20 protein-coding genes are annotated in these 22,803 nt (G+C 70.2%); 7 read left to right on the forward strand and 13 right to left on the reverse strand.

The window, feature by feature from the left end; all coding sequences use genetic code 11:
* Window positions 1–2: 2 nt before the first annotated feature.
* Entirely contained in the window at window positions 3–3,230 is a 3,228-nt protein-coding gene (locus NP095_RS00200) for a beta-glucosidase (RefSeq protein WP_232418240.1), read from the reverse strand.
* A gap of 426 nt (window positions 3,231–3,656) precedes the next feature.
* On the opposite strand from NP095_RS00200, the gene NP095_RS00205 reads away from it, so the two are divergent.
* Complete coding sequence (locus NP095_RS00205) at window positions 3,657–4,100, forward strand: VOC family protein (protein ID WP_232418239.1); 444 nt, start codon at window positions 3,657–3,659, stop codon at window positions 4,098–4,100.
* A 59-nt stretch (window positions 4,101–4,159) separates the two neighbouring features.
* Here NP095_RS00205 and NP095_RS00210 read toward each other — a convergent pair whose 3' ends face one another.
* The 3 genes from NP095_RS00210 to NP095_RS00220 form a co-directional block, all read right to left on the reverse strand.
* Window positions 4,160–6,835 carry an ABC transporter ATP-binding protein/permease gene (locus NP095_RS00210; RefSeq protein ID WP_232418238.1) on the reverse strand — a complete coding sequence of 892 codons (2,676 nt, stop codon included), beginning with the start codon at window positions 6,833–6,835 and terminating at the stop codon, window positions 4,160–4,162.
* Window positions 6,835–7,917 (reverse strand): ABC transporter permease, encoded by a 1,083-nt coding sequence (locus tag NP095_RS00215; protein ID WP_249378820.1) that lies wholly within the window; start codon window positions 7,915–7,917, stop codon window positions 6,835–6,837. The genes NP095_RS00210 and NP095_RS00215 overlap by 1 nt, the downstream gene beginning before the upstream one ends.
* 81 nt (window positions 7,918–7,998) lie before the next feature.
* The gene (locus NP095_RS00220; RefSeq protein WP_232418237.1) at window positions 7,999–9,582 is read right to left on the reverse strand and encodes an ABC transporter substrate-binding protein; all 1,584 of its coding nucleotides are present in this window, start codon (window positions 9,580–9,582) and stop codon (window positions 7,999–8,001) included.
* A 152-nt stretch (window positions 9,583–9,734) separates the two neighbouring features.
* On the opposite strand from NP095_RS00220, the gene glyA reads away from it, so the two are divergent.
* The 3 genes from glyA to NP095_RS00235 are packed head-to-tail and all read left to right on the forward strand — an operon-like array spanning window position 9,735 to window position 12,091.
* Window positions 9,735–11,012, forward strand: coding sequence for a serine hydroxymethyltransferase (glyA, locus tag NP095_RS00225; RefSeq protein WP_232418236.1), 1,278 nt, complete (start codon window positions 9,735–9,737; stop codon window positions 11,010–11,012).
* Window positions 11,009–11,743: an SURF1 family protein gene (locus NP095_RS00230; RefSeq protein WP_232418235.1), complete on the forward strand. Its 735-nt coding sequence runs from the start codon at window positions 11,009–11,011 to the stop codon at window positions 11,741–11,743. The genes glyA and NP095_RS00230 overlap by 4 nt, the downstream gene beginning before the upstream one ends.
* A gap of 9 nt (window positions 11,744–11,752) precedes the next feature.
* Window positions 11,753–12,091: a DUF3817 domain-containing protein gene (locus tag NP095_RS00235; RefSeq protein ID WP_232418234.1), complete on the forward strand. Its 339-nt coding sequence runs from the start codon at window positions 11,753–11,755 to the stop codon at window positions 12,089–12,091.
* A gap of 4 nt (window positions 12,092–12,095) precedes the next feature.
* Here the strand turns inward: NP095_RS00235 and NP095_RS00240 are convergent, their stop codons facing one another.
* The 3 genes from NP095_RS00240 to NP095_RS00250 form a co-directional block, all read right to left on the reverse strand.
* Window positions 12,096–12,299: a helix-turn-helix transcriptional regulator gene (locus tag NP095_RS00240; protein WP_154597244.1), complete on the reverse strand. Its 204-nt coding sequence runs from the start codon at window positions 12,297–12,299 to the stop codon at window positions 12,096–12,098.
* Window positions 12,299–12,760, reverse strand: coding sequence for a hypothetical protein (locus NP095_RS00245; RefSeq protein ID WP_232418233.1), 462 nt, complete (start codon window positions 12,758–12,760; stop codon window positions 12,299–12,301). Before NP095_RS00245 ends, NP095_RS00240 begins: the two co-directional genes overlap by 1 nt.
* Window positions 12,761–12,894: 134 nt before the next feature.
* Entirely contained in the window at window positions 12,895–13,668 is a 774-nt protein-coding gene (locus tag NP095_RS00250) for an enoyl-CoA hydratase/isomerase family protein (protein ID WP_232418232.1), read from the reverse strand.
* A 173-nt stretch (window positions 13,669–13,841) separates the two neighbouring features.
* Here NP095_RS00250 and NP095_RS00255 point away from each other — a divergent pair, with 173 nt between their 5' ends.
* Together NP095_RS00255 and NP095_RS00260 are read left to right on the forward strand one after the other, a co-directional pair.
* Complete coding sequence (locus NP095_RS00255; RefSeq protein ID WP_232418231.1) at window positions 13,842–14,372, forward strand: peptidylprolyl isomerase; 531 nt, start codon at window positions 13,842–13,844, stop codon at window positions 14,370–14,372.
* Window positions 14,369–15,235 (forward strand): rhomboid family intramembrane serine protease, encoded by an 867-nt coding sequence (locus NP095_RS00260; protein WP_232418230.1) that lies wholly within the window; start codon window positions 14,369–14,371, stop codon window positions 15,233–15,235. The genes NP095_RS00255 and NP095_RS00260 overlap by 4 nt, the downstream gene beginning before the upstream one ends.
* A 77-nt stretch (window positions 15,236–15,312) precedes the next feature.
* Here NP095_RS00260 and NP095_RS00265 read toward each other — a convergent pair whose 3' ends face one another.
* Window positions 15,313–15,645, reverse strand: a complete 333-nt coding sequence (locus NP095_RS00265) for a cell division protein CrgA (protein ID WP_232418229.1) — start codon at window positions 15,643–15,645, stop codon at window positions 15,313–15,315.
* Window positions 15,646–15,657: 12 nt separating this feature from the next.
* Between NP095_RS00265 and NP095_RS00270 the strand changes: the two genes are divergently transcribed.
* Window positions 15,658–16,368, forward strand: coding sequence for a DUF881 domain-containing protein (locus NP095_RS00270; protein ID WP_232418228.1), 711 nt, complete (start codon window positions 15,658–15,660; stop codon window positions 16,366–16,368).
* Between the two features lie 8 nt (window positions 16,369–16,376).
* On the opposite strand, the gene pknB is transcribed toward NP095_RS00270, so the two are convergent.
* Genes pknB through NP095_RS00295 form a run of 5 tightly spaced genes read right to left on the reverse strand, consistent with a single transcriptional unit; the run spans window position 16,377 to window position 22,785 of the window.
* The gene (gene pknB, locus NP095_RS00275; RefSeq protein ID WP_232418227.1) at window positions 16,377–18,110 is read right to left on the reverse strand and encodes a Stk1 family PASTA domain-containing Ser/Thr kinase; all 1,734 of its coding nucleotides are present in this window, start codon (window positions 18,108–18,110) and stop codon (window positions 16,377–16,379) included.
* A gap of 30 nt (window positions 18,111–18,140) precedes the next feature.
* Window positions 18,141–19,607, reverse strand: coding sequence for a peptidoglycan D,D-transpeptidase FtsI family protein (locus NP095_RS00280; protein WP_232418226.1), 1,467 nt, complete (start codon window positions 19,605–19,607; stop codon window positions 18,141–18,143).
* The gene (locus NP095_RS00285) at window positions 19,604–20,989 is read right to left on the reverse strand and encodes an FtsW/RodA/SpoVE family cell cycle protein (protein ID WP_232418225.1); all 1,386 of its coding nucleotides are present in this window, start codon (window positions 20,987–20,989) and stop codon (window positions 19,604–19,606) included. Before NP095_RS00285 ends, NP095_RS00280 begins: the two co-directional genes overlap by 4 nt.
* Complete coding sequence (locus tag NP095_RS00290; RefSeq protein WP_232418224.1) at window positions 20,986–22,299, reverse strand: PP2C family protein-serine/threonine phosphatase; 1,314 nt, start codon at window positions 22,297–22,299, stop codon at window positions 20,986–20,988. The genes NP095_RS00285 and NP095_RS00290 overlap by 4 nt, the downstream gene beginning before the upstream one ends.
* Window positions 22,300–22,785 (reverse strand): FHA domain-containing protein FhaB/FipA, encoded by a 486-nt coding sequence (locus tag NP095_RS00295; RefSeq protein ID WP_232418223.1) that lies wholly within the window; start codon window positions 22,783–22,785, stop codon window positions 22,300–22,302.
* Window positions 22,786–22,803 lie beyond the last annotated feature (18 nt).

Consider the following 22,803-nt stretch of genomic DNA (forward strand, 5'->3'; position numbering starts at 1 on the left):
TCCTAGCGGAGCTGCTGGGAGCGCCGCGCCAGATCGACGTTCCCGGCCCGGTCCGTGGCGCGGACGCGGATCGCGAGACGGCCACGGGTCACCCCGGGCAGCCGCACCGACCAGCGGGTCCCCGAGACCTTGGCTCCGCGCAGCTCGGCCTGGCCCAACGCCCGGGCCGCGCTCGTGGAACGGCGCCACTTCCCGTTGCGGAAGGCGTACCAGGTGCTGCCCCGCCGTTGGACCGCCTTCACCCGCACGTCGGCCACGGGCGAGCCGGCTCCGGCGCGGATGGTGCCCCGCACGGTGCGCCACGACTTCGGGCGGGTGGGAGCGGCCGGCCGGCGCACGGTCGCCCGCGGCGCAGTCGCGTCGTAGTTGACCCGCACGACGTGTCGGGACGAGACGCCGTTCGCCGTGCACGTGATGGTCACCGGACGGTTGCGGCCGTCGGGACCGGCGTACCGCACGCGGCTGCAGGTTCCACCGCCGCCGACGGCGGACAGCTGACCCGTCACGACGACGGGCTTGCGGTACCAGCCGTTCCGGTCCGGGATGCGCGAGAAGCGGGGACTGAAGACCCCGGCGGTCGCGTTGCGGGCCGTGAGTCGGATGTCGCGCGACGACGCGCCGACCTCGATCGCGCGGGCCCCGCTCGGGAGCCGCCAGTTGTCGTCGGCCGTCGACCAGTACGACAGGTCGCGGGTGCTGACGGGCACGCTGACCGAGGCGGACTCGCCCGGATCGAGCGTCACCCGCTTGAACCCGACGAGGGACCGCTCGGGCATGTCGACCTGCGTCGGAGCGGGCCTGCCGGCGTACACCTGTGCCGCCTCGGTCCCCTTCCTCGAGCCCGTGTTCGTCACGGTGAACGTGGCCGTGAGCCCCGAAGCCGTCGGCTGCACCTTCAGCCCGGAGTACCGGAACGAGGTGTAGGACAGCCCGTGTCCGAACGGGAACAGCGGCGTCAGGTCGGCCCGGTCGTAGGCCTTGTACCCCAGGAACACGCCCTCGGTGAACTCCTGCACCGGGTTGATCTCGTTGATCTGCCGGAACGGGTTCTCGGCGCCGATCTCGTCGACCTGGTCCTGCGACGCCGGGAACGTCACGGGCAGCTTGCCCGAGGGATTGACGTCACCGAAGAGCGTCCGGGCGACGGTGCGGCCCTGCACCTGGCCGCCGTACCAGGTCTCCAGCACGGCATCGACGTCGTCGAGCCACGGCATCAGGACGGGGCCGCTGGTCGCCAGCACGACGACGGTGCGGGGATTGGCCGCGGCGACCGCCGAGATCAGCCGGTTCTGGTCCTGCGGCAGCGTCAGCGTGCCGCGGTCCGAACCCTCACTGGTGTAGTCGCGGGCCACGACGACGGCGACGTCGGCGTTCTGCGCCGCCGCGACCGCCGCCTGGATCCGCTCGGGCTGCGCCCCCGCGGGCGGCGTCCAGCCGAACCGCAGCATCGGACCGGGCTGGTCGTTGAGCCCGCCGTTGAACTGCTCGGGCGCGTCGGTGACGTACTCGATCCGCACGTCGACCGGCTCGCCCGCCGTGAGTGACACCGTGGCGGTCTGGGTGGAGTAGGTCTGGGCGGGATCGGAGATCAGCTGTTCGTCGTCGATCCACAACCGTGCGGTGCCCAGGTGGCTGAGCGACAGCTCGTACTCCCCCGTCGTGGGTGCGGTCAGCTGGCCCGTCCAGCGCCCGGCGAAGCCCGCCGCGTAGAACGGAGCGCCGATGCCCGCGTCGCGCGAGGTGGTGGAGAAGTCCGCACCGATGCCCGACCGGATGTTGATCTGGGTGTCGTTGCGCGTGGCCGTCGGCGTCCCCTGGAACGTGCGGTTCGCGAAGTACTCGCCCGCCAGGCCGGCGTCGTCGCTGCCGTCGTTCGGGGAGAGCACGGCCGACGGCACGGGCGCAGGGCCGGGCAAGGTGTCGCCCAGGCCCAAGGAGTCGGTGCCCGCGGAGTACGAGACGGTCATGTCGTTCTCGCCGGCGCGGTCCTGGAGTGCCTCGAGCACCGTCGTGACGTCGTTCGGGACGGTCACGGCGCCGGCGCCTCCTCCGGCGATGTAGTAGTCGGCGTCGGGGCCGATGAGGGCCATCTGGCCACCGTCGTCCGTCAGCGGCAGCGCGCCGCCGGCGTTCTTCAGCAGCACCGAGGTCGCGTCCCCGATGCGGGCTGCGATGGCGTTGTGCCGGCCGAGCACGTCCTGCGCGATGCGGGGCTGGGGCGGCGTCGGGACGGTCAGCGCCCCGGGCGGCGGGTTGTCGTAGACGCCCGTCTCGATCATCGTCCGCAGGACGCGGAAGGCGGCATCGGTCACGCGGGTCTCGGACACCACCCCGTCGTGGACTGCCTCCACGAGTGCCGCGCCGGCGTAGGTCTCGGTGGGGCCGGAGACGTCCAGTCCCGCCGCGTAGTCGCCGAAGCCGTGGAAGGCGTCGAAGTCACTCGTCACGTAGCCGCGGAAGCCGATCCGGTCCTTGAGGTTCCGCTGGAGCAGCTCGGCGTTGGAGCATCCGTAGACGTCGTTGATGCGGTTGAACGAGCACATCACCGCGCCGGGCGAGGAGTCGCGGACCATGCGCTCCCACGGTGCCAGGTAGACCTCGTGGAGCGTGCGCTCGTCGACCTGCGAGCTGACGTGGCCGCGCCGGGTCTCCTGCAGATTGAGGTTGTAGTGCTTGGGGATCGCCCAGACGTCCTGCTCCTGCTCGCCGGCCACCTGGCCGGCGGCCATCATGCCGTTGAGGTGCACGTCCTCGCCGAACGACTCCCACATGCGGCCGTTGAACGGTGTGCGCGTGAGGTCCATCGTGGGTCCCGCGACGCTGTTGAAGCCCGTCAGCCAGCCCTCGCGCCCCAGCACCTGGCCGTACTCGCGGGCGAACTCGTTGCTGAACGACGAGGCCAGCGCGATGCCCACCGGCATCGCCGTGGTGGGAACCGTCCCCGTGATGCCGCAGCACCCGTCGATGCTGCGGATCGGCGGGATGCCGAACTGCGGCACGCCCGTGCCCGAGTTCTGGTCGATGACCGTGACCTTCTGCACCAGGCTCAGTTGGCCGACCAGCGCGCTGGCACGCTCGTCCGCGCTGCGGCCCTGGTCGAGCCACTGGGGCTCGGCCGCCGCGGCGCGTGGCGCCGCGGCACCGGCCGCCGGCGCCACGAGCACGGCCGAGGCCGTCAGCGTGGCGACGGCCAGGGCGCAGACCACCGCCCGGGGCCGACGGGCGAACACGCGGCGTGATCGTGCGAGCGGATGGAACAGGTGAGCGAGCATGGTGGCTCCAGGAGGTGCACGCGGCGGGACAGCCACACCGCGGATGGTCACAGGACCGCAGGCCCACCGTCGGCGTTTCTCTCCGGGTCTTCGTCATGCCGGTGCGGGGGTGCGAGTGCGCGCCGTGAGGCCTGGCGCGTAGTGGTACCTCTGTTGGCCCGACTCGAGAGCGGTCGCGTGGCCGAGGCGCCTGGTGGGGCGGGCCGGTCGCGGATCATCCGAGTCACCGTTCTGTTCATCATGAACGCGACACGGCGACCCGGCAAGGGCTGAGTGTGATCGGCGTCACAAAGTCGCCACCCCGGTCCTGGACCACTGCCTTCATCCGCCCACGCTGTGGATCGCCGGTACCAGCGGTGGTCGCCCGCGTGGTAGGAGTGGTCGATGGCCGACGACGTCACCCTCGGTATCACGATCGACTGCACCGACCCCCGACTGCTGGCGCGCTTCTGGATGACGGCGCTGCCCTACGTCGAGGCGTCGCCCCCGGCCGGGTGGGCGTCCTGGGAGGACTTCCTCACCGCATGGGATGTACCCGAGTCCGAGTGGAACGACGGTGCCGCCATCGAGCCCGAGAACGGCTCCGGACCCACGATCAGCTTCCTGAAGGTGCCCGAGCCCAAGCAGACGAAGAACCGCGTCCACCTCGATGTGAAGGTCTCCGGCGGGCGCCACGTGGATCCGCAGACGCGCGAGAGCCGCATCCGTGCCAAGCAGGCCGAGCTGCTCGCCGCCGGAGCCGTGAACCTCACCGAGTACCTGGCCGGCGACCACCTCGACCATTTCGTGATGGCCGATCCCGAGGGCAACGAGTTCTGCATCGCCTGACGGACGCGCCGGTCAGGCCGACGGTCCGCCCTGCCTGAACGCGAACGCCGCGAACTCGACTACGCGCCGGTCAGCAGATTCCCCCGCTCGGCGCGACGACGGCGCTGCTCGTCCGGATCGGGCACGGGCACCGCGGCGATCAGGCTGCGGGTGTACTCCTGCGCCGGGGACCGCAGGACCTGCTCGCGATCGCCCAGCTCGACCAGCTTTCCGCGCTGCATCACGGCCACCCGGTTGGCCAGGGTGTCCACGACGGCGAGGTCGTGCGTGATGAACAGGCAGGCGAACTGCAGCCGCTGCTGCAATTCCAGGAACAGGTCCAGCACCCGCGACTGCACCGACACGTCCAGGGCCGACGTCGGCTCGTCCGCGATCAGCAGGTCGGGATCGAGGGCCAGGGCGCGGGCCAGGCTGATGCGCTGGCGCTGGCCGCCGGACAGCTCGTGCGGGAACCGCTCGGCGAAGTCGCGGGGCAGCTCGACCGAGTCGAGCAGGCTCTGGACCTTCTCGGTCACCTGCGTGCTCGTCAGATCGGTGTGCACCCGCAGCGGCTCGGCGATGCAGTCCAGGATCGACATCCGCGGGTTGAGCGACGCGGCGGGGTCCTGGAAGACGAAGCCGAATCGGCTGCGGAACGGCCGCAGATCGGCGTCACTCAGCCCCGAGATGAGCTCGCCGCCCACTCGCACGGTGCCCGACGTCGGCTGCTGGAGGCCGACGGCCACCCGTCCGAGCGTCGACTTGCCCGAGCCGGACTCGCCCACGAGTCCGAGAACCTCGCCGCGGTGCACCTGCAGGCTGACGTGGTCGACGGCCCGGAAGGCCGGCTCGCCCCAGCCGCCGGGGAACTCGACGACGATGTCGTCCAGGTCCAGTACGACGGGCGCGTTCTCCAGCGGGACCGGACCCGTCGCCCGCTCGTCGGCGCGACCGAGGTGGGGCACCGAGTCCAGCAGGGCGCGCGTGTAGGGGTGCGCCGGAGCCGCGAACAGCTGGTCGACCGGCGCCGTCTCGACGATCTTGCCGCGGTACATCACCACGACGCGATCGGCCATGTCGGCGACGACGCCCATGTTGTGCGTGATCAGCACGATCGCGGTGCCGAGCCGGTCCCGCAGGTCCAGTAGCAGCTCGAGGATCGCGGCCTGGACCGTGACGTCGAGCGCCGTGGTGGGCTCGTCCGCCACGATCACGTCGGGGTCGCAGGCGATCGCGATGGCGATCATGACGCGCTGCTTCTGACCGCCCGAGAGCTGGTGCGGGTAGTAGTCGACGCGCTGCGCGGGATCGGGCAGCCCGACCAGGTCGAGCAGCTCGACCGCGCGGGCGCGGGCCTGCGACTTGCTGACGTCCCGGTGCGCGCGGATCGCCTCGATGATCTGCCACCCCACGGTGCGCACCGGATCGAGCGCGGTCGAGGGCTCCTGGAAGATCATCGAGATCTCGTCGCCACGAACGGGGCGCAGGTCGCGCGAGCTCATCCCGATGAGCTCGCGCTCGGCGGCGTCGGACGTGCGCAGGACCGCCGAGCCGTCGACGTTCGCCGTGCCGGGCAGCAGGCCCATGACGGCACGGGACGTGACGGACTTGCCCGAACCGGACTCGCCGACCACGGCCACGACCTCACCGGGCTCGACGTCGAACCCGACGTCGTCCACCGCGACGATCCGGCCGGCATCGGTGCCGAAGCTGATGCGCAGGTTCGACAGCGACAGGACCGCCGTGCGTCGCGGCGGCTGGCCGTCCGCCCCGACCGGGACCTCGGCGCCCGCTGCCACCTCGGGGGCCGGGGCCAGGTCCTCGGCGAGCTCGATCTCGAGTTCGCTCTCGGCCTTGTCGCCGCCACGGGTGCGCAGCAAGGGGTTCGTGATGTCGTTGAGGCTCTCGCCGAGCAGCGTCACGCCGAGCACGACCAGCACGATGGCCAGGCCCGGGAACAGGCCCGTCCACCAGATGTCGTTCGTCGCGTCGGGCATCGCCTTGTTGAGGTCGTAACCCCATTCGGCGGCGGCCGACGGCTCGATGCCGAAGCCCAGGAAGCCCAGGGCCGCCAGCGTCAGGATCGCCTCGGAGGCGTTCAGCGTGGCGATGACCGGCAGGGTCTGCGCCACGTTCGACAGGACGTGCTTGCGCAGGATGCGCGGCGTGCGGACGCCCACGACCTTCGCGGCGTCGACGTACGGCTCGGTCTTGACCGAGACGGTCGCGTTGCGGATGACGCGGAAGTACTGCGGGATGAAGATGACGGTGATCGAGATCGCCGCCGACGCGATGCCGCCCAGGGCCCCGCTCGAGCCGCCCGAGACCACGATCGACACGACGATCGCCAGCAGCAGCGAGGGGAACGAGTACAGCGCGTCCATCACCAGGACGAGGGTCTTGTCGAGCCAGCCGCCGAGGTAGCCCGAGACCAGGCCCAGCGGGACGCCGATCAGGCTCGACACGGCCACGGCCAGCACGATGACCTCGACGGCGGTGCGCGCGCCGTAGATCACGCGGGACAGGACGTCGGTGCCGCCGACGGTCGTGCCGAACCAGTGGTCGGCGCTCGGCGGCTGCTGGGTGCCGAACAGGACGCCGTCGTCGCCGCGCACCTGGTTGAAGTCGTAGGGGGCCAGCCACGGCGCGAAGACCGCGAGCACGAGGAAGAACGCGATGAGGAAGGCGCCGAGCAGCAGCATGAACCGCTGCAGTCCGTGGGACTGCTCGACGACGCTCTTGCCGGGGTACCGCATCAGAACCTCACTCGGGGGTCGACGAGCGCCACGATGGCGTCGATGAGGAAACTCGCGATGCACACGACGAACGCGATCGCGGTGACGATGCCCTGCACGGCGAGGAAGTCACGCCGGATCAGGTACTGCGCCAGCTCGTAGCCGATGCCCTTCCACTCGAAGGTCGTCTCGGTCAGCACGGCGCCGGCCAGCAGCATGGCGATCTGCATGCCCATGACCGTGACGACGGGGACGAGGGCGTTGCGGAACGCGTGCTTGCGCTCGACCTGACGCTCGGAGACGCCACGGGCGCGGGCGGCCGTGACGTAGTCGGCGCGCAGCGTCTGCAGCAGGTTGACGCGCACGAGGCGCAGGAAGACGCCGCCGGTGAGCAGGCCCAGCGCGAGGGCCGGCAGCACCGCGTGCTGCAGGACGTCCCACACGTACGTCGGCTCGCCCCACAGCAGGGCGTCGATGATCATGATGTTGGTCTGGGGCTCGACCTTCGCCAGGGTCAGCTCGGTGGCGGTCGAGGCGCGGCCCGAGGTCGGCCAGCCGAACGGCGCGGTCGCCAGCTTCAGCAGCAGGCCCACGAAGAAGACCGGCGCGGCGTACGCGACGATCGCGAACAGCCGCAGCAGCACGTCGGGCCAGCGGTCGCGGTACCGGGCGGCGATGCGGCCCAGCGGGATGCCCACGGCGAACGCCACCAGGAGCGCCCAGAAGGACAGCTCGAGCGTGGCCGCGCCGTTGACGATGAGGATGTCGGTGACATCGCGGTTGTCGGTCAGCGTCGTGCCGAAGTCGCCGCGCAGGATGTTGCCGAGGTACTCGAGGTACTGGGTCAGGATCGGCCGGTCGAGGCCGGCCTCGGCCTTGCGCTCGGCGATCTGGGCCGGTGTCAGCCGGCCGCCCTGCGCCGCGGTGATCGGGTCGCCGATCACGCGCATGAGGAAGAAGACCAACGTGACCAGCACCCACAGCATGGGCACGATCAGGGCCAGTCGGATCAGCAGGTAGCGCGCGAGCGGGCTCAGCCCGCCGCGGCGGCCGGGCGGCTCGGCCGACGGTGTGTCGGCGGCGACGAGGACGTCAGTGGTCACAATGCACTCCTGCCAGCGTGGAAGCGGGGTCCCGGCGCGCCGACCTGGCGCGCCGGGACCCCGTATTCCTGGGTTTGTCGGTTACTTCGACAGCGACGAGAACCGGAACTTGAACGACGCGTCGAGCGTGTCGTCCACGCCCTTGACGTCCGTGCCCGACACGGCGACCTGCGCGCCGGTCAGCAGCGGCAGGATCGGCACCTGGGCGGCGACCATGTCCTGCGCCTCGGCCAGGGTCGCCTCGCGCGACGCCTGGTCGGAGTCGACGCGCTGGGCGTCGAGCAGCTTCGTCATCGCGTCATCCTCGTAGTGCGACTGGAGGAAGTTGTTCGGCGCGAAGAACGGGGTCAGGTAGTTGTCGGCGTCCGGGAAGTCCGGGAACCAGCCCAGTTGGAAGGCGGGGTAGGCGTCGCTGACGCGCTCCTCGGAGTAGGTGTTCCACTCCGTCGACTGCAGGTTGACCTTGAACAGGCCATCGGCCTCGAGCTGGCGCTTGACCGCCTGGTACTCCTGGTCCGAGCTGCTGCCGTAGTGGTCGGGGCTCCACTGCAGGTTGAGCGTGACGGGGGTCTTCACGCCCGCGTCCTCGAGGTACTTCTTGGCGGCGTCGGCGTCCGGCTTGTCGCCGTAGGCGTCCTTGAACGCCTCGGTGGCGCCCTTCTGGCCGTCGGGGACGGCCGAGTACGCGGGCGTGAACGTGCCCTTGTAGACCTCGGATGAGATCTCGTCGCGGTCGACCAGCGAGGCCGCGGCCTTGCGGACGGCCAGCTTCTGGTCGTCGCCGTCGCCGGGCATCGTCTTGAGGTTGAAGACGATGTAGCGCAGCTCGCCACCGGGGCCGGTGTGGACCGTGACGTCGTCCTTCTTCTTCTCGAGGCTCTCGATGTCGGTCGGCGTCAGCGAGCGGTACGCGACGTCGATGTCACCCTTCTCGACGTCGAGCTTGAGGTTGTTCGAGTCGGCGTAGTACCGCATCGTCACGTCGGCCTTCGGCTCACCGTAGGTGCCGTCGTAGTCGGAGTTGATCGTGAACTCGGCCAGCTCGTTCTTCTTGTACTCGCCGAGCGTGTAGGGGCCGGAGAAGCCGTTGGCCTCGACCGCCTCCTCGTCGGAGAGCAGCTTGTCGGCGGGGTAGGTCTCCTCGTCGACGATCGGACCGGCCGAGGTGACGAGCACCTGGGCGAAGGTCTGGTCGTTCGGCGCGGCGAGCGTGAACGCGACGGTCGAGTCGTCACGCGCCTCGACCTTCTTCATGGCGCCGAGCAGCGACGCCGGGCCGTTGGGATCGTTGATGTCGACGATGCGCTGGAACGAGAACGCGACATCGGACGCGCTGAGCTCGTTGCCGTTGGCGAACTTCAGGCCGGACTTGATCGTGCACACGTACACGGTGGGCTTCTCGAAGTCGCACTTCTCCGCCGCGTCCGGCGTGAGCTCGGTGCTGCCGGCCGGGAAGTTGAGCAGGTACTGGTACACCTGCGTCTGCACCGCCATCGAGCCGTTGTCGTACGAGCCGGCCGGGTCGATCGAGACCACCTTGTCGGTGGTGCCCACGATCAGGCCTGCGTCGCTGTCGTCGCTCCGGCCGGAGCCGCACGCCGCCAGCACGGAGCCGGCGAGGGTGGCAGCAGCCAGGACGGTGGCGCGTCGCCGCATGGAATTCATCCGATCCTCCTGTCGGTGTCCACCATCTGGACACTCTGTCCAGACGGTACTCCCGTCGGGCGGCGGGTGCCACGCCCGAAAGGTTGCGGTTCGATTAACCGCTCCCCGGACGGGAGAATGGGAGTGTCAGTCCGGGCGATACCCTTGAGGGCATGAGCCATGACCAGCATCTCGCCGATTTCGATCCCGACATCGCGGCGCTCCTCGACGCCGAGCTGGCTCGCCAGCAGACGACGCTCGAGATGATCGCCTCCGAGAACTTCGCTCCCGTCGCCGCCCTCGAGGCGCAGGGCAGCGTGCTGACGAACAAGTACGCCGAGGGCTACCCCGGCAAGCGCTACTACGGCGGCTGCGAGTTCGTCGACCAGGTCGAGCAGCTGGCCATCGACCGGCTCAAGCAGCTCTTCGACGCCGAGTATGCCAACGTGCAGCCCCACTCGGGCGCCTCGGCCAACGCCGCCGCCCTGCACGCGATCGCCACGGCAGGCGACACGATCCTGGGCCTGGATCTGGCCAACGGCGGCCACCTGACGCACGGCATGAAGCTCAACTTCTCCGGCCGCCTCTACAACCCCATCGCCTACCACGTCGTCCCCGAGACCGGCCTGGTCGACATGGACGAGGTGCGCGCCCTCGCGATCGAGCACCGCCCCCGCGTGATCATCGCCGGCTGGTCGGCCTACCCGCGCCAGCTCGACTTCGCCGCGTTCCGCGCGATCGCCGACGAGGTCGACGCGGTCCTGTGGGTCGACATGGCCCACTTCGCCGGCCTCGTCGCCGCGGGTCTGCACCCGAGCCCGCTGCCGCACGCGCACATCGTCACCACCACGACGCACAAAACCCTCGGCGGTCCGCGCGGTGGCGCGATCCTCACCAACGACGAGGCGATCGCCAAGAAGATGCGCTCCGCGGTGTTCCCCGGCCAGCAGGGCGGCCCGCTCGAGCACGTGATCGCCGCCAAGGCCGTCGCGTTCAAGATGGCCCTCCAGCCGGAGTTCGCCGAGCGTCAGCAGCGCACCATCGAGGGCGCCAAGATCCTCGCCGACCGGCTCCTGGCCGACGACGCGGTCGCTGCCGGCGTCCAGGTCCTCACCGGTGGCACCGACGTGCACCTGGTCCTGGTCGACCTGCGCAACTCCGAGCTCGATGGTCAGCAGGCCGAGGACCGCCTCGACCAGGTCGGCATCACGGTCAACCGCAACGCCGTCCCGAACGACCCGCGCCCGCCGATGGTCACGTCTGGTCTGCGGATCGGCACTCCCGCGCTGGCCACCCGGGGCTTCGGTGCCGAGGAGTTCCGCGAGGTCGCCGACGTCATCGCCGCCGCGCTGCAGCCCGGCGAGGTCGACATCGAGGGCCTGCGCAAGCGCACGGCCGTCCTGGCCGAGCGCTTCCCGCTCTACCCCGGCCTCAAGCCGTTCACGTCATGATCGATCGGCCGGGACCGGGTGCGTGGTTTGCTCCGCGCCTGCTCGGCCTGCACCTGTTCGCGATCGTCGCGATCGGGTTCTGTCTGTTCATGGGCACGTGGCAGCTGGGCGTCTACGACCAGCGTCAGGACGATGAGCGGGTCGAGGCGGCCGACGCCGCCCCCGCCGACATCACGTCGGTGTGGGGTCCGGGCGAGGTCTTCACGACCGACCAGGACCAGCGCGCCGTCACGGTGACGGGTCGGTTCCGGCCGGCGGCCGAGCAGCTCTGGGTCACCGATCGTGACCAGGGCGATCGCTCGGGCGCTTGGCTGCTGGCGCCGGTCACGGTCGACAACGCCCAGCTGATGGTCGTGCGGGGTTGGGCGCCCAAGCCCACCGCCACGTTCCCCGACGTGCCGGTCGGCGACGTCTCCTTCGAGGCGGTGCTGCAGCCGGGCCAGGAGTCCGGCGCGGGCTGGGATCCCCAGGCCCGCACGATCGGCTCGGTGCGGATCCCGACCCTGCTGAACGAGCTCGGCTACGACAACCTGTGGTCCGGCTTCGCGATCGCGACCGATCAGAAGGTGGCCGGCGGCCTGGACGTCGCCGAGGTCCCGTCGCCCGACGTGTCGTGGACGGCCGGCGGCCGCAACCTCGGATACGGACTGCAATGGTGGGTGTTCGCGGTCTTCGCGCTCTTCATGTGGTGGCGCATGTCCCGCGAGATGGTGCTTGGCCGAGATCGGTAATCTGGGGCCGTGAACGATCGACTGCTGCGCGCTTACCAGGTCATGGCGACCATCGTCGGACTCAACCTCCTGATCGTGATGGCGGGCTTCATCGGCAAGATCGCCACCGACGCGGGCTCGTGGTGGAACCTCAACCAGGACATGTTCCTGGTCATCGACCAGGTGCACGGCTTCCTGTTCATGATCCTGATCGTCATCGTCGCCCGCCTGACCCTGCGCGAGAAGTGGTCCTGGGGCTTCATGCTCAGCGTCATCGTGCTGGCGTGCATCCCGTTCGTGTCCTTCTGGTCCGAGCGCCGCACCACCCTGCGCGTCCACGCCGGCCGCCAGCGCGCCGCTGCGGTCTGACGCTCTAGCCCTCGTCGTGCCCGGGGACGAACAGGTCCTCGATCCGGCACTCGAACACCTCGGCCAGCCGGAACGCCAACGGCAGTGAGGGGTCGTACCGGCCCTTCTCGATCGAGATCACGGTCTGGCGCGAGACGCCGAGCTCGTCGGCGAGGCGCTTCTGCGACCATCCGCGCTCCTCGCGCGTGCGCAGGACGTGGTTGAGCATCAGCCCTCCCGGCGCCTGATCCACACCAGTCGAACGCCGACGTCGGCCATCGCGAAGCTGGTCAGAGCGATGAGCGCGACCCTGAGTGAGACGGCCAGGTCGACGATCACCCCGGCGACCAGGACCACCCCCAGGACCAGCAGCAGGTCGGTGAAGGCGCCGCTCTGGGCACGCTGCAGCCACTGGGACTCGATCGTGTCGTCGGGGCGCTGCACCGCGTCGCGGATCGAGCCCGGGTCGACCAGGGCGACCCATGCCATCGCGAAGATCGACGGCAGCGAGACGAACGCCACCAGGAGGATCTCGTCGCGGCGCGACCCGTCGAGCCCCGTCAGCGCCCACAGCGCGAGCGCCCCCGACACCGCGAGCGCCGCCCCGGTGCATCCTGCCAGCAGCACCGCGGTCCCACCCCCGAACCGCGACCGTCCCCACGAGCTCTGGTCCCTCACCTGCGACGTCATGCCGCGACCGTAGTGTCAAGGACGTTTGACAGTCAAGGGACCTTGACCTCTCCGCCCCGAGATTTGCTCCTCATCTCACCTTTGATTGCCCCTCAAAGGTGGAAATAGGAGCAAATCTGGGGAGGGGCGGGGGGTCAGCGGCCGGCGAAGGTGGCGTTGCCGGGGCCGTCGGCGAGGAAGGAGGCCATGCCGTGCTGGAGGTCCTCGGTGTCGAAGAGCTCGGCGGCGATGGCGGTGGTGCGGGCGATCGAGCCGGGCACGCCGCCGGCCTCGAACTCGCGCAGGATCTGCTTGGCGGCGCCGAAGGCGCGGGTGGGGCCCACCGCGAGGTCCGCGGCGAAGGCGTCGACGCCGGCGTCCAGCTCGTCGGGGGCGAAGACGCGGTTCACGACGTTCCAGCGCTCGAGGGTGGCCGCGTCGTACGGGGTCCCGGTGAACACGAACTCCTTGGCCCGCGCGACGCCGGCACGGCCCGCGAAGCGCTGCGTGCCGCCCATCGTGGGGGTGAGACCGATGACCCGCTCGACCAGGCCGAACTTCGCCTTCTCGGAGGCCAGCAGCACGTCACAGGCGAGCGCGACCTCGAGGGCCCACGTCAGCGTGAGGGCGTGCGCGACGAACACGGTCGGCACCGGCAGCGCGGCGAAGCGCTCGGGCAGCTCCAGCATGCGGTCGTAGAGCGCCTGGGTGTCGGCCTTCGTCTTCCGGGCGTGGAACTGCGCGACGTCCACGCCGCCGGAGACGATCTTGCCCTCGGCGCGCACCACGAGGACGCGAGGCAGGTCGGCCTCGACCTCGTCCAGCGCTGCGTCGAACTCGTCGTGGAGCTCCAGCGAGTAGAGGTTCACCGGGCCCGACGAGAAGGTCAGCGTCGTGACCCCCGCGTCGTGGCGCAGGTCGACGGTCACCGATCCGTCCGGGGATCGTAGGAGCCACCGCGGTCGGCGGTCGCCTTGCGGAGGACCACGACGGCGGTCGCCACGGCGGCCAGGAGCAACACCAGTCTCGACATGCCCCCACGCTAGCGTTCCCCGTTCGTCGGCTCGTGCAAGGATGGAGCCAACCCCTGAAAGGACGTGAAGTGCCCATCAACGCAACGCTCCACACCAACCGTGGAGACATCAAGATCGAGCTGTTCGACCACCAAGCACCCAAAACGGTGGCGAACTTCGTCGGCTTGGCCGAGGGCACGAAGGAATGGATCGATCCCGCCACTGGTTCGGTGTCGACGAAGCCCTTCTACGACGGGCTCACGTTCCACCGCGTGATCTCCAACTTCATGCTCCAGGGCGGCGACCCGCTCGGTGACGGCCGCGGTGGACCCGGGTACGAGTTCGACGACGAGTTCCACCCGGAGCTGCAGTTCGATCGCCCGTACCTGCTCGCCATGGCCAACGCCGGCACCAAGCCCAACGGCTCCGGAACGAACGGCTCGCAGTTCTTCATCACGGTCGCCAAGACCGAGTGGCTGAACCGCAAGCACTCCATCTTCGGCGAGGTCAAGGATCCCGAGAGCCGCGCCGTGGTCGACGCGATCGCCGCGATCGAGACCGACCGGTTCGACCGTCCGGCCGAGCCCGTCGTGATCGAATCCGTGACCATCGAGCGGTGAACCCCGAGGGCGCCGGTCAGCAGACCTGCTACCGGCATCCCGACCGGCCCGCGTACATCCAGTGCCAGCGGTGCCAGCGGTACATCTGTCCACAGGACATGCGTGAGGCCAGCGTCGGCTTCCAGTGCCCCGAGTGCGTGAGCCGGGGCCAGGCAGCCGTGCGCCAGCCGCGCACGATCGCGGGCGGGGCCGTCACCGGCAACGCCGGGACCATCACCTTCGCGATCATCGCGATCAACATCGCGGCCCAGGTCGTGGTGATGGCCACCGGCGGCGCCGGGAACCCCAACCAGAGCGGCTTCTTCCGCTGGGGCTGGATGAGCGGCATCGAGGTCGCCCAGGGTGACTACTGGCGCCTGCTCACCGCTGCGTTCCTGCACGGCAGCCTGATCCACATCGCCCTGAACATGTTCGCGCTGTACCTCTTCGGGCCGTACGTCGAGCAGACCCTGGGCCGGGTCCGATACGTCATCACCTACCTGACGCTCGCCATCGGCTCGTCCGTGCTCGTCTATCTGCTCGCGAGCCCGTTCACCCCCACGATTGGCGCGTCCGGGGCGGTGTTCGGCCTGTTCGGGCTGGCGTTGATCTTCCTGATCCGCACGCGCCAGAACATCACCGGGATGGTCGTCATCCTGGCGATCAACGCGTTCTTCAGCCTGCGCTCGGGGATCAGCTGGGAGGGCCACCTCGGCGGCTTCCTCACCGGTGTCGCGCTCGGCCTGGTGTTCGCCTACGCGCCGCGCGACCGTCGCACGCTGACGCAGGTCGTGGCCTTCGTGGCCCTGTGGGCGCTGTTCATCGCCGCGATCGCGTGGCGGACCGACAACCTCGTCGGGTCGCTCATTCCCGGCTTCGCCTGACCGTCGTGGCACCGAATGACAACGGTGTAGTTATCCACATGTGTGTGCACACCTGTGGGTAATCACATGGGTGTGATTCACTCCCACTTCATCGCGAAGCCGAAGGCCGCGAGGATGAATCCCATGCCGATCACGAGGTTCCAGCCACCGAGGTCGCTGTAGCCGGGGATGGTGACGTCGGTGTTGCTGATCGTGTAGAACACGACGATCCAGGCCAGGCCGATGACCGCGCACGCGACCATCAGAGGAGCTGCCCACCGGTTGCCGATGCGCACCGGCTTGGGGCCGTTGTCGTCGACGGACTTGCGCTTGAACCTGTTGAACACGAGCTTCTCCCGGTCGGGCGGCGGCGAGGCCGCGGTGTGACGTACTCCGCTAGCGTAGTCGCCGTGCGGGACAGGCCACGCCATGAGGGGAAGAACATGACCGTCAGCAGGTGGAGAATGCTGGCGCTGCTGTTGGCCTGCCTGTGCGGATTCGTCGTCGTCGCGGCCGCGGTGACGTCCAACGGATCGGACCTGCGTCCCGCCGGAGGCGACCTGAACTCGGTCCTGCGCGACCGGGCCCGCGAGGTCGAGACCCGCCGCGAGGAGGCGGCCCGGCTGCAGCGCGAGGTCGACGCGTTGAGCCGCAAGGTCGACGACGCCGACCTGCGCCGCGACCTGCGCCGGGTGGCGGCCCTGTCCGACCCGGCGGGCCTGACTCCTGTCCAGGGACCCGGACTGCGCATCGCGCTGCAGGACGCACCCCGCTCCGTCGACATCCCGGGCCTGGACCCCAACCTGCTCGTGGTCCACCAGCAGGACATCCAGGCATTCGTGAACGCCCTGTGGGCCGGCGGCGCCGAGGCCGTGACGCTGCAGGGACAGCGGCTGATCACGTCCATCGGGATCAAGTGCGTCGGCAACACCGTCGTGCTCGACGGCGTGCCGTACGCCCCGCCCTACGTCATCGAGGCGATCGGCAACCAGGGCGCCCTGCGCCAGGCCCTGGCCGCCTCGCCCGAGGTGGCGACCTACACGCAGTACGCCGAGCGCTACCGCCTCGGGCTCGACGAGCGCGCCGTGGACCGGATCAAGGCTCCGGCCTACGACGGCAGCGTCTCGATGCGGTACGCGACCGCTCTGGAGTGACCCTCCCCTTACGGGAGGATGCCGTCGTCCGTCGGCTCCGTGGTCGGGGTCGGCGTGGGCGTGGTGGGCTCCGGCGGGCGCGACACCGTGATGGTGATCGTCGTGCCCGGCGAGACCATGGTGCCCGGCTCGCGGCTCTGCGCCGTGACGGTCCCGTTCGGCGCGGTCCCGGACGTGTCGTTCTGCACCGAGACCTTCAGGCCGGCGTCCTCCAGCGTCTGACGGGCCTGGTCGGCGCTCTGCCCGACGACGTTCGGCACGTCGACCTGACCGCGCGAGACGATCAGCGTGACGGTGCTGCCGCGCTCGACGGAGGTCCCGGGCGGCGGGTTGCTGTTGAGGACGCGGTTCTTCGGCTGGTCGCTGTCGGTGTTCTGACGCTTGACCTTCAGGCCGTACTGGTCGCCCTCGAGCAGGTCCTTGGCCTCGTCGTAGGAGTAGCTGGTGAGGTTGGGCAGGTCGACCAGCTCCGGTCCGGCGCTGACGATCAGGTCGACCGAGGTGCCCTCGTCGACGGACGTGCCGGCCTCGGGATCGGTCGCCATGACCTGGCCCTTGGGGATGTCCGCGCTGGTCTGCTCACTGGTGTCGCCGACGGTGAGGTTCTTGGACTCCAGCCGGTTCGTGGCGGTCTCGACGTCCAGTCCCTCGACCCGCGGCACCGCGACCTGCGGCGGAGCGTTGTCCTCGTCGCCGTTGTTGAGCATGAGGGCCACCCCGATGGCGGCCGCGATCGCGATCAGCACGAGCGCCAGGGCCCACCACTTGGCGTGGCTCTTCTTCTCCTCCTCCTCGCCGGGCGGGGGGAGGACCGGTGCCGTGACGGCCGGGGCGACCTGGGTGCTGGCGGCGGTCACCGGGACCGCCTGCGTCGGCGCGTCGACCGAGCCGCCGGCCAGGACGCGCTCGATGTCCTTGCGCATCTCGCCGGCGCTGGAGTACCGGTCGTCGACGCGCTTGGCGAGGGCCTTGGCGACCACGTGGTCCACCGCGACCGAGACGTCGGGGTTGAGCTGCGACGGGGGCCGGGCCTCCTCGCGCACGTGCTGGTACGCCACCGAGACGGGGCTGTCGCCGACGAACGGCGGGCGACCGGTCAGCAGCTCGTAGAGCACGCAGCCCGTGGAGTAGATGTCGCTGCGGGCGTCGACGGTCTCGCCGCGCGCCTGCTCGGGCGAGAGGTACTGCGCCGTGCCGATGACGGCGGCGGTCTGGGTCATCGCGCTCGAGGTGTCGGCGATGGCGCGGGCGATGCCGAAGTCCATCACCTTGACCTTGCCCTCGGGCGTCAGCATGACGTTCGCGGGCTTGATGTCGCGGTGGATGATGCCGGCGCGGTGGCTGTAGTCCAGCGCCGCCAGGATGTCGGCGGTGATCGACAGCGCGCGCTCGGGCAGGATCTTGCGGCCGTCGCGCAGGACGTCGCGCAGCGTGCGGCCCTCGACCAGCTCCATCACGATGTAGGGCACCGTGGCGCCGGAGGCGTCGGTGGCCTCGCCGGTGTCGTAGACGGCGACGATCGACGGGTGGTTCAGGGATGCCGCGGACTGTGCCTCGCGGCGGAACCGCTCCTGGAACGTCTCGTCGGCGGCCAGGTCGGCGCGGAGCAGCTTGATCGCCACGGGTCGGCCGAGTCGCAGGTCGTAGCCGGCGCGGACGTCGGCCATGCCTCCGCGTCCGACCAGCTCGCCGACCTCGTAGCGGCCGCCGAGCGGCTCCATCTTCGCGTCACTCTCGGTCATGGTTCCAGTCTCCCAAAGGGTGGATGTGGTTCATCGGAGCACTGCCTCCATCACGGCGCGGGCGATCGGCCCGCCGAGGCGGCCTCCGGCGATGTCACTGGTGTTCTGCGCGGACTCGACCAGCACGGCGACCGCGACCTGGGGGTCGTCGGCCGGCGCGAAGCCGATGAACCACGCGTACGGGGGTCGGTCGGGTGCGGACTCGGCGGTTCCGGTCTTGCCGCCGACGTCGACGCCGGGGATCGCGGCAGGGCTGCCCGTGCCCTCGTCGACGACGGCGACCATCATGTCGCGGAGCTCGCGGGCCTTGCCGGCCGACATGGGGCGCTCCAGCTCCTCCGGCTCGGGCTTCTCGAGGACCGAGAGGTTGGGCGCCACGACGGTGCGGACCAGGTGCGGCTTCATCAGGACGCCGTCGTTGGCGACCGCGGCGGACACCATGGCCATCTGCAGCGGGGTCGCGGCGACCTCGTACTGGCCGATGCCGGACTGCGCGAGCTGCGGGGGCTCCAGCGTGGCGTCGGGATCGGCGGTGAAGCGGCTGACGGCCGAGGGGAGGTCCTCGATGGGACGCTCGCCGAAGCCGAACTTCGTGGCCTGCTCGGACATCTTCTCCTGGCCGACCTTGCCGGCGAGCCAGCCGAACGACACGTTGCAGGACACCTCGAGGGCGCGCTCGAAGCTGATCGGGTTGCCGCCGCAGGTGCTGCCGCCCTGGTTGACGAGCTTGTAGTTGATGCCCGGGAAGCCCAGCGTCGCACCGCCGCGCACCTCGTCGTCCGCGGAGAGGTCGAGGTCGTCGAGCGCTGCCGCCGCCGTGACGACCTTGAAGGTCGAGCCCGGCGGCAGGATGGTCTGGGTGCCGCGGTTGGTCAGCGGCTGCGTCGTGTCCTTCTCCAGCCGCTGCATCGTCCGCGTGACCTTGTCAGCGTCGTGGCTGGACAGCTGGTTGGGGTTGTACGTGGGCTGGCTGACCATCGCGAGGACGGCGCCGGTCTGGGGGTTGAGCGCCACGACCGCGCCCCGGGTGTCCTCGCCGAGGTCGGCCAGACCCTCGAAGGCGGCCTTCTGCGCGGCCGCGTCCAGGGTCAGCTCGACACTGCCGCCCTGCGGCTGGTCGTTGCCGATGAGGTCGATGACCCGGTTGACGAACAGCCGGTCGTCGCTGCCGGACAGGATCGAGTTGTACGAGCGCTCGATGCCCGCCTGGCCGTACTGGTACGAGAAGTAACCCGTCACCGGAGCGTAGAGCTTCGGGTCGGTGTACTTGCGCTGGAACTGCCACCGGTCCTTCGTCGGGACCGACTGGGCGATCGGCTCGCCGTCGACGATGATGGCGCCGCGCTCGCGGCTGAACTCCTCGTCGATGACCCGGCGGTTGCCCTGCTTCTCGTTGAGGTCGTCGGCCTGCACGAACTGGACGTAGTTCGCGTTGAGGAGCAGTCCCATGAACATCAGCAGGCAGACGACGGCCATGGCGCGGATGGGCTTGTTCACGACAGCTTCACCACCTGGGTGGCCTCGTCACCGGTGAAGGGCGTCGCCTCGGGTGCGGGCCGACGGGTCTGGTCGCTGATGCGCAGCAGCAACGCGACGATGATCCAGTTCATGATGATCGACGATCCACCGGCGGCCAGGAAGGGCGCGGTGAGGCCGGTCAGCGGGATCAGCCGGGTGACGCCGCCGGCGACGACGAACACCTGCAGGGCGAACGAGACCGAGAGGCCGACGGCGAGCAGCTTGCCGAAGGCGTCGCGGCAGGTCAGCGCGATGCGCAGACCGCGCTCGACGATGAGCCCGTAGATCACGATCACGGCCATGAGCCCGGCCAGGCCGAGCTCCTCGCCGATGGAGGACAAGATGAAGTCGGAGAAGCCGAACGGCGTCAGCTCAGGGCTGCCCTGACCCCAGCCGCGGCCGAGCAGGCCGCCGTGGCCGAGCCCGTAGAGCGCGGTGATGATCTGGTAGTTCTGGTCCGGATCGGCCCACGGATCGAGCCAGGCGTCGAAGCGGGCGCGGACGTGGCCGAAGGCCAGGTAGCCGAACCAGGCGCCGACGGCGAACAGGCCGGTGCCGACGACCAGCCAGCCCGGGCGCTCGGTGGCGACGTAGAGCATGACGACGAACAGGCCGAAGAACAGCAGCGACGAGCCGAGGTCGCGCTGGAACACCAGGATGCCGACGCTGATCAGCCAGCCGAGCAGGATCGGGCCCAGGTCGCGCCCGCGCGGCAGGTCGACGCCGAGGATCCGGCGGCCCGCCAGTGCCAGCGCATCGCGCTTGGCGACCAGGTAGCCGGCGAAGAAGATCGCGAGCGCGATCTTGGCGGCCTCGGCCGGCTGGAAGCTGAAGGGACCGAGCTGGATCCAGATCTGCGCGCCGCGCTTGGCGCTGCCGATGAGCGGCAGGATCGGCAGGACCAGCAGCGCGATCGCGGCGAGCCCGAAGGTGTAGGTGTACTGCTGCAGCCGGCGGTGGTCGCGGATCAGCACCAGGACCGCGACGAACATGAGCACGCCCAGGATCGTCCAGCGCAGCTGGCCCTGCGCGAACGGGCCGTACGGCGAGCCGATCGAGTCCAGCCCGAGATCGATGCGGTAGATCATCACCAGGCCGATGCCGTTGAGGCACACCACCAGGGGGAGCAGGACGGGGTCGGCGTAGCCGGCGAACCGGCGGACGGCCACGTGGGCGCCCAGCGCGACGACGGCGTAGACGGCGCCGACCGTGTAGATGCCCGCCGGCACCGTGCCGTCGATGCCCAGGCCCACCGCGGCGTACGAGCCGATGCCGATCACGATCGCGAGCAGCAGCAGACCCAGTTCGGCGGTGCGGCGCTTGCGGGGGATCCAGGCCGGGGTCGCGCCCGCGGCACTCACGGGGTCTCCGTCGGCTTAGGCGTCGCCCGGGTGCGTCGTGGCGTGGGCGAGGGCGTGGGGGTCGGGGTCGGGGTCGGCTCGACGGCCTGGATGCTCAGGTTCGTGACGATCCGCTGGGCCTCGTCGTGGTCGGCGGCGGTGATGCCCGCCGAGACGCGGTCGCGCTGGTACGCCGGCAGGGTGTCGATCTGGATCCGGGTGACCTCGTCGAGGTGCGCCAGCGTGAGACCGGGCACCGACAGGTCCACGCCGCGAAAGATCGCCACCTGGCCGTCCTGGGGAGCGACGAAGTACTGGCGCTGGGACCAGTCGTAGGCGTACGCGCCCGCGCCACCGAGCAGACCGACGATCACGACCGCGACCAGGACCCAGCGCACCCAGCGTCGCCGCGGGACGGGACGGGGCGCGTAGCGCAGCTCCTCGGGATCGGCCTCGACGGCGCCGGTGTGGGCGGTGAGGTTCGACGAGGACGAGGTGGCCGCCCGGACCGAGCCGGTGCGACCGCGCGGCTGGTTGGTCGCCGCGCCCACGATCTGGGGCTTGCCGTCGGCGCAGACGAGATCCTCGTCCTCCGGCTCGTCGGCCGACACGAACTCCGCGACGACGACGGTGACGTTGTCGTAGCCGCCGGCCTCGAGCGCGAGCCGGATCAGCTCGGTGGCGGCGATGTCGATCGTCTCGAGCCTCATCGTCCGCTCGATCGTCGCGTCGTCGACCATGTCGGTCAGGCCGTCGCTGCACAGCAGGTAGCGATCGCCGGCCGAGGGCTGCAGCCAGGTGAAGTCGGGCTCGAAGTCGTCGCGGCCCAGGATCGCCTTCAGCAGCAGGGACCGGTGCGGGTGGACGCGCGCCTCCTCGGCGGTGATGCGCCCTTCGTCCACGAGGCTCTGCACGAACGTGTGGTCGAGGCTGAGCTGGCTCAACTGGCCGTGGCGCAGCCGGTAGGCCCGCGAGTCGCCGATGTGGGCCACGGCCAGCTTCTCGCCGTCCCAGAGCATCGCCTCGAGCGTCGTGCCCATCCCCTCGACGGCGGGATCGTCGTGGATGAGCTCGGCGAGGCGGTGGTTGGCGTGGGCGACGGCGGTGCGCATCGCGTCGAGCGCGTCCCCGTCCTCCTCGGGATCGAGGTCGCGGTCGAGCTCGCGGATCTCGGCCAGCGCGGCCGAGGAGGCCAGGTCACCGGCCGCGGCGCCGCCCATCCCGTCGGCGATCACCAGCAGCCGAGGGCTGGCATAACCGGAATCCTGGTTGTTGGAACGGCGCAGACCGACGTCGGTGAGCGCCACGTAGCGATAGGTCAGGGACGCCATCTACTTGCGCAACTCCACGATCGTCTTCCCCAGCCGGACGGCGGTGCCGATCGCGACGGGCTCCGGCGTGGTCACGCGCTGGCTGCCGATGTAGGTGCCGTTGGTCGACCCGAGGTCCTCCACGAACCACTGCTCGCCGTTGGTGGCGAACCGGGCGTGACGGGTGGAGACGTAGTCGTCGTCGAGGCGGATCGCGGCGTCGGTGCCGCGGCCCAGCAGGACCGGCTCGGTGCCGACCGGAACGCTCTGGCCGGCGTTGGGGCCGTCGACGATCACGAGCTGGCTGGGAGCGCCCCGTGCGCGGCGGCTGCGGGTTCCGCCCTTGGCCGGCTTGGGCGCCTTCTGCTTCTGTCCCTTGGGCGGCTTCGGGGTCGTGACCTTGGTGCCGAAGATGTCGGTGCGGATCACGGAGACGGCCGAGAGCACGAACAGCCACAGCACGGCCAGGAAGCCGAGCTTGATCAAGGTGAGGGTCAGTTCGCTCATCGGCCCCCCGCGTCCCCG

It is taken from the genome of Aeromicrobium duanguangcaii, from assembly GCF_024508295.1.
Classification (GTDB): Bacteria; Actinomycetota; Actinomycetes; order Propionibacteriales; family Nocardioidaceae; genus Aeromicrobium; species Aeromicrobium duanguangcaii.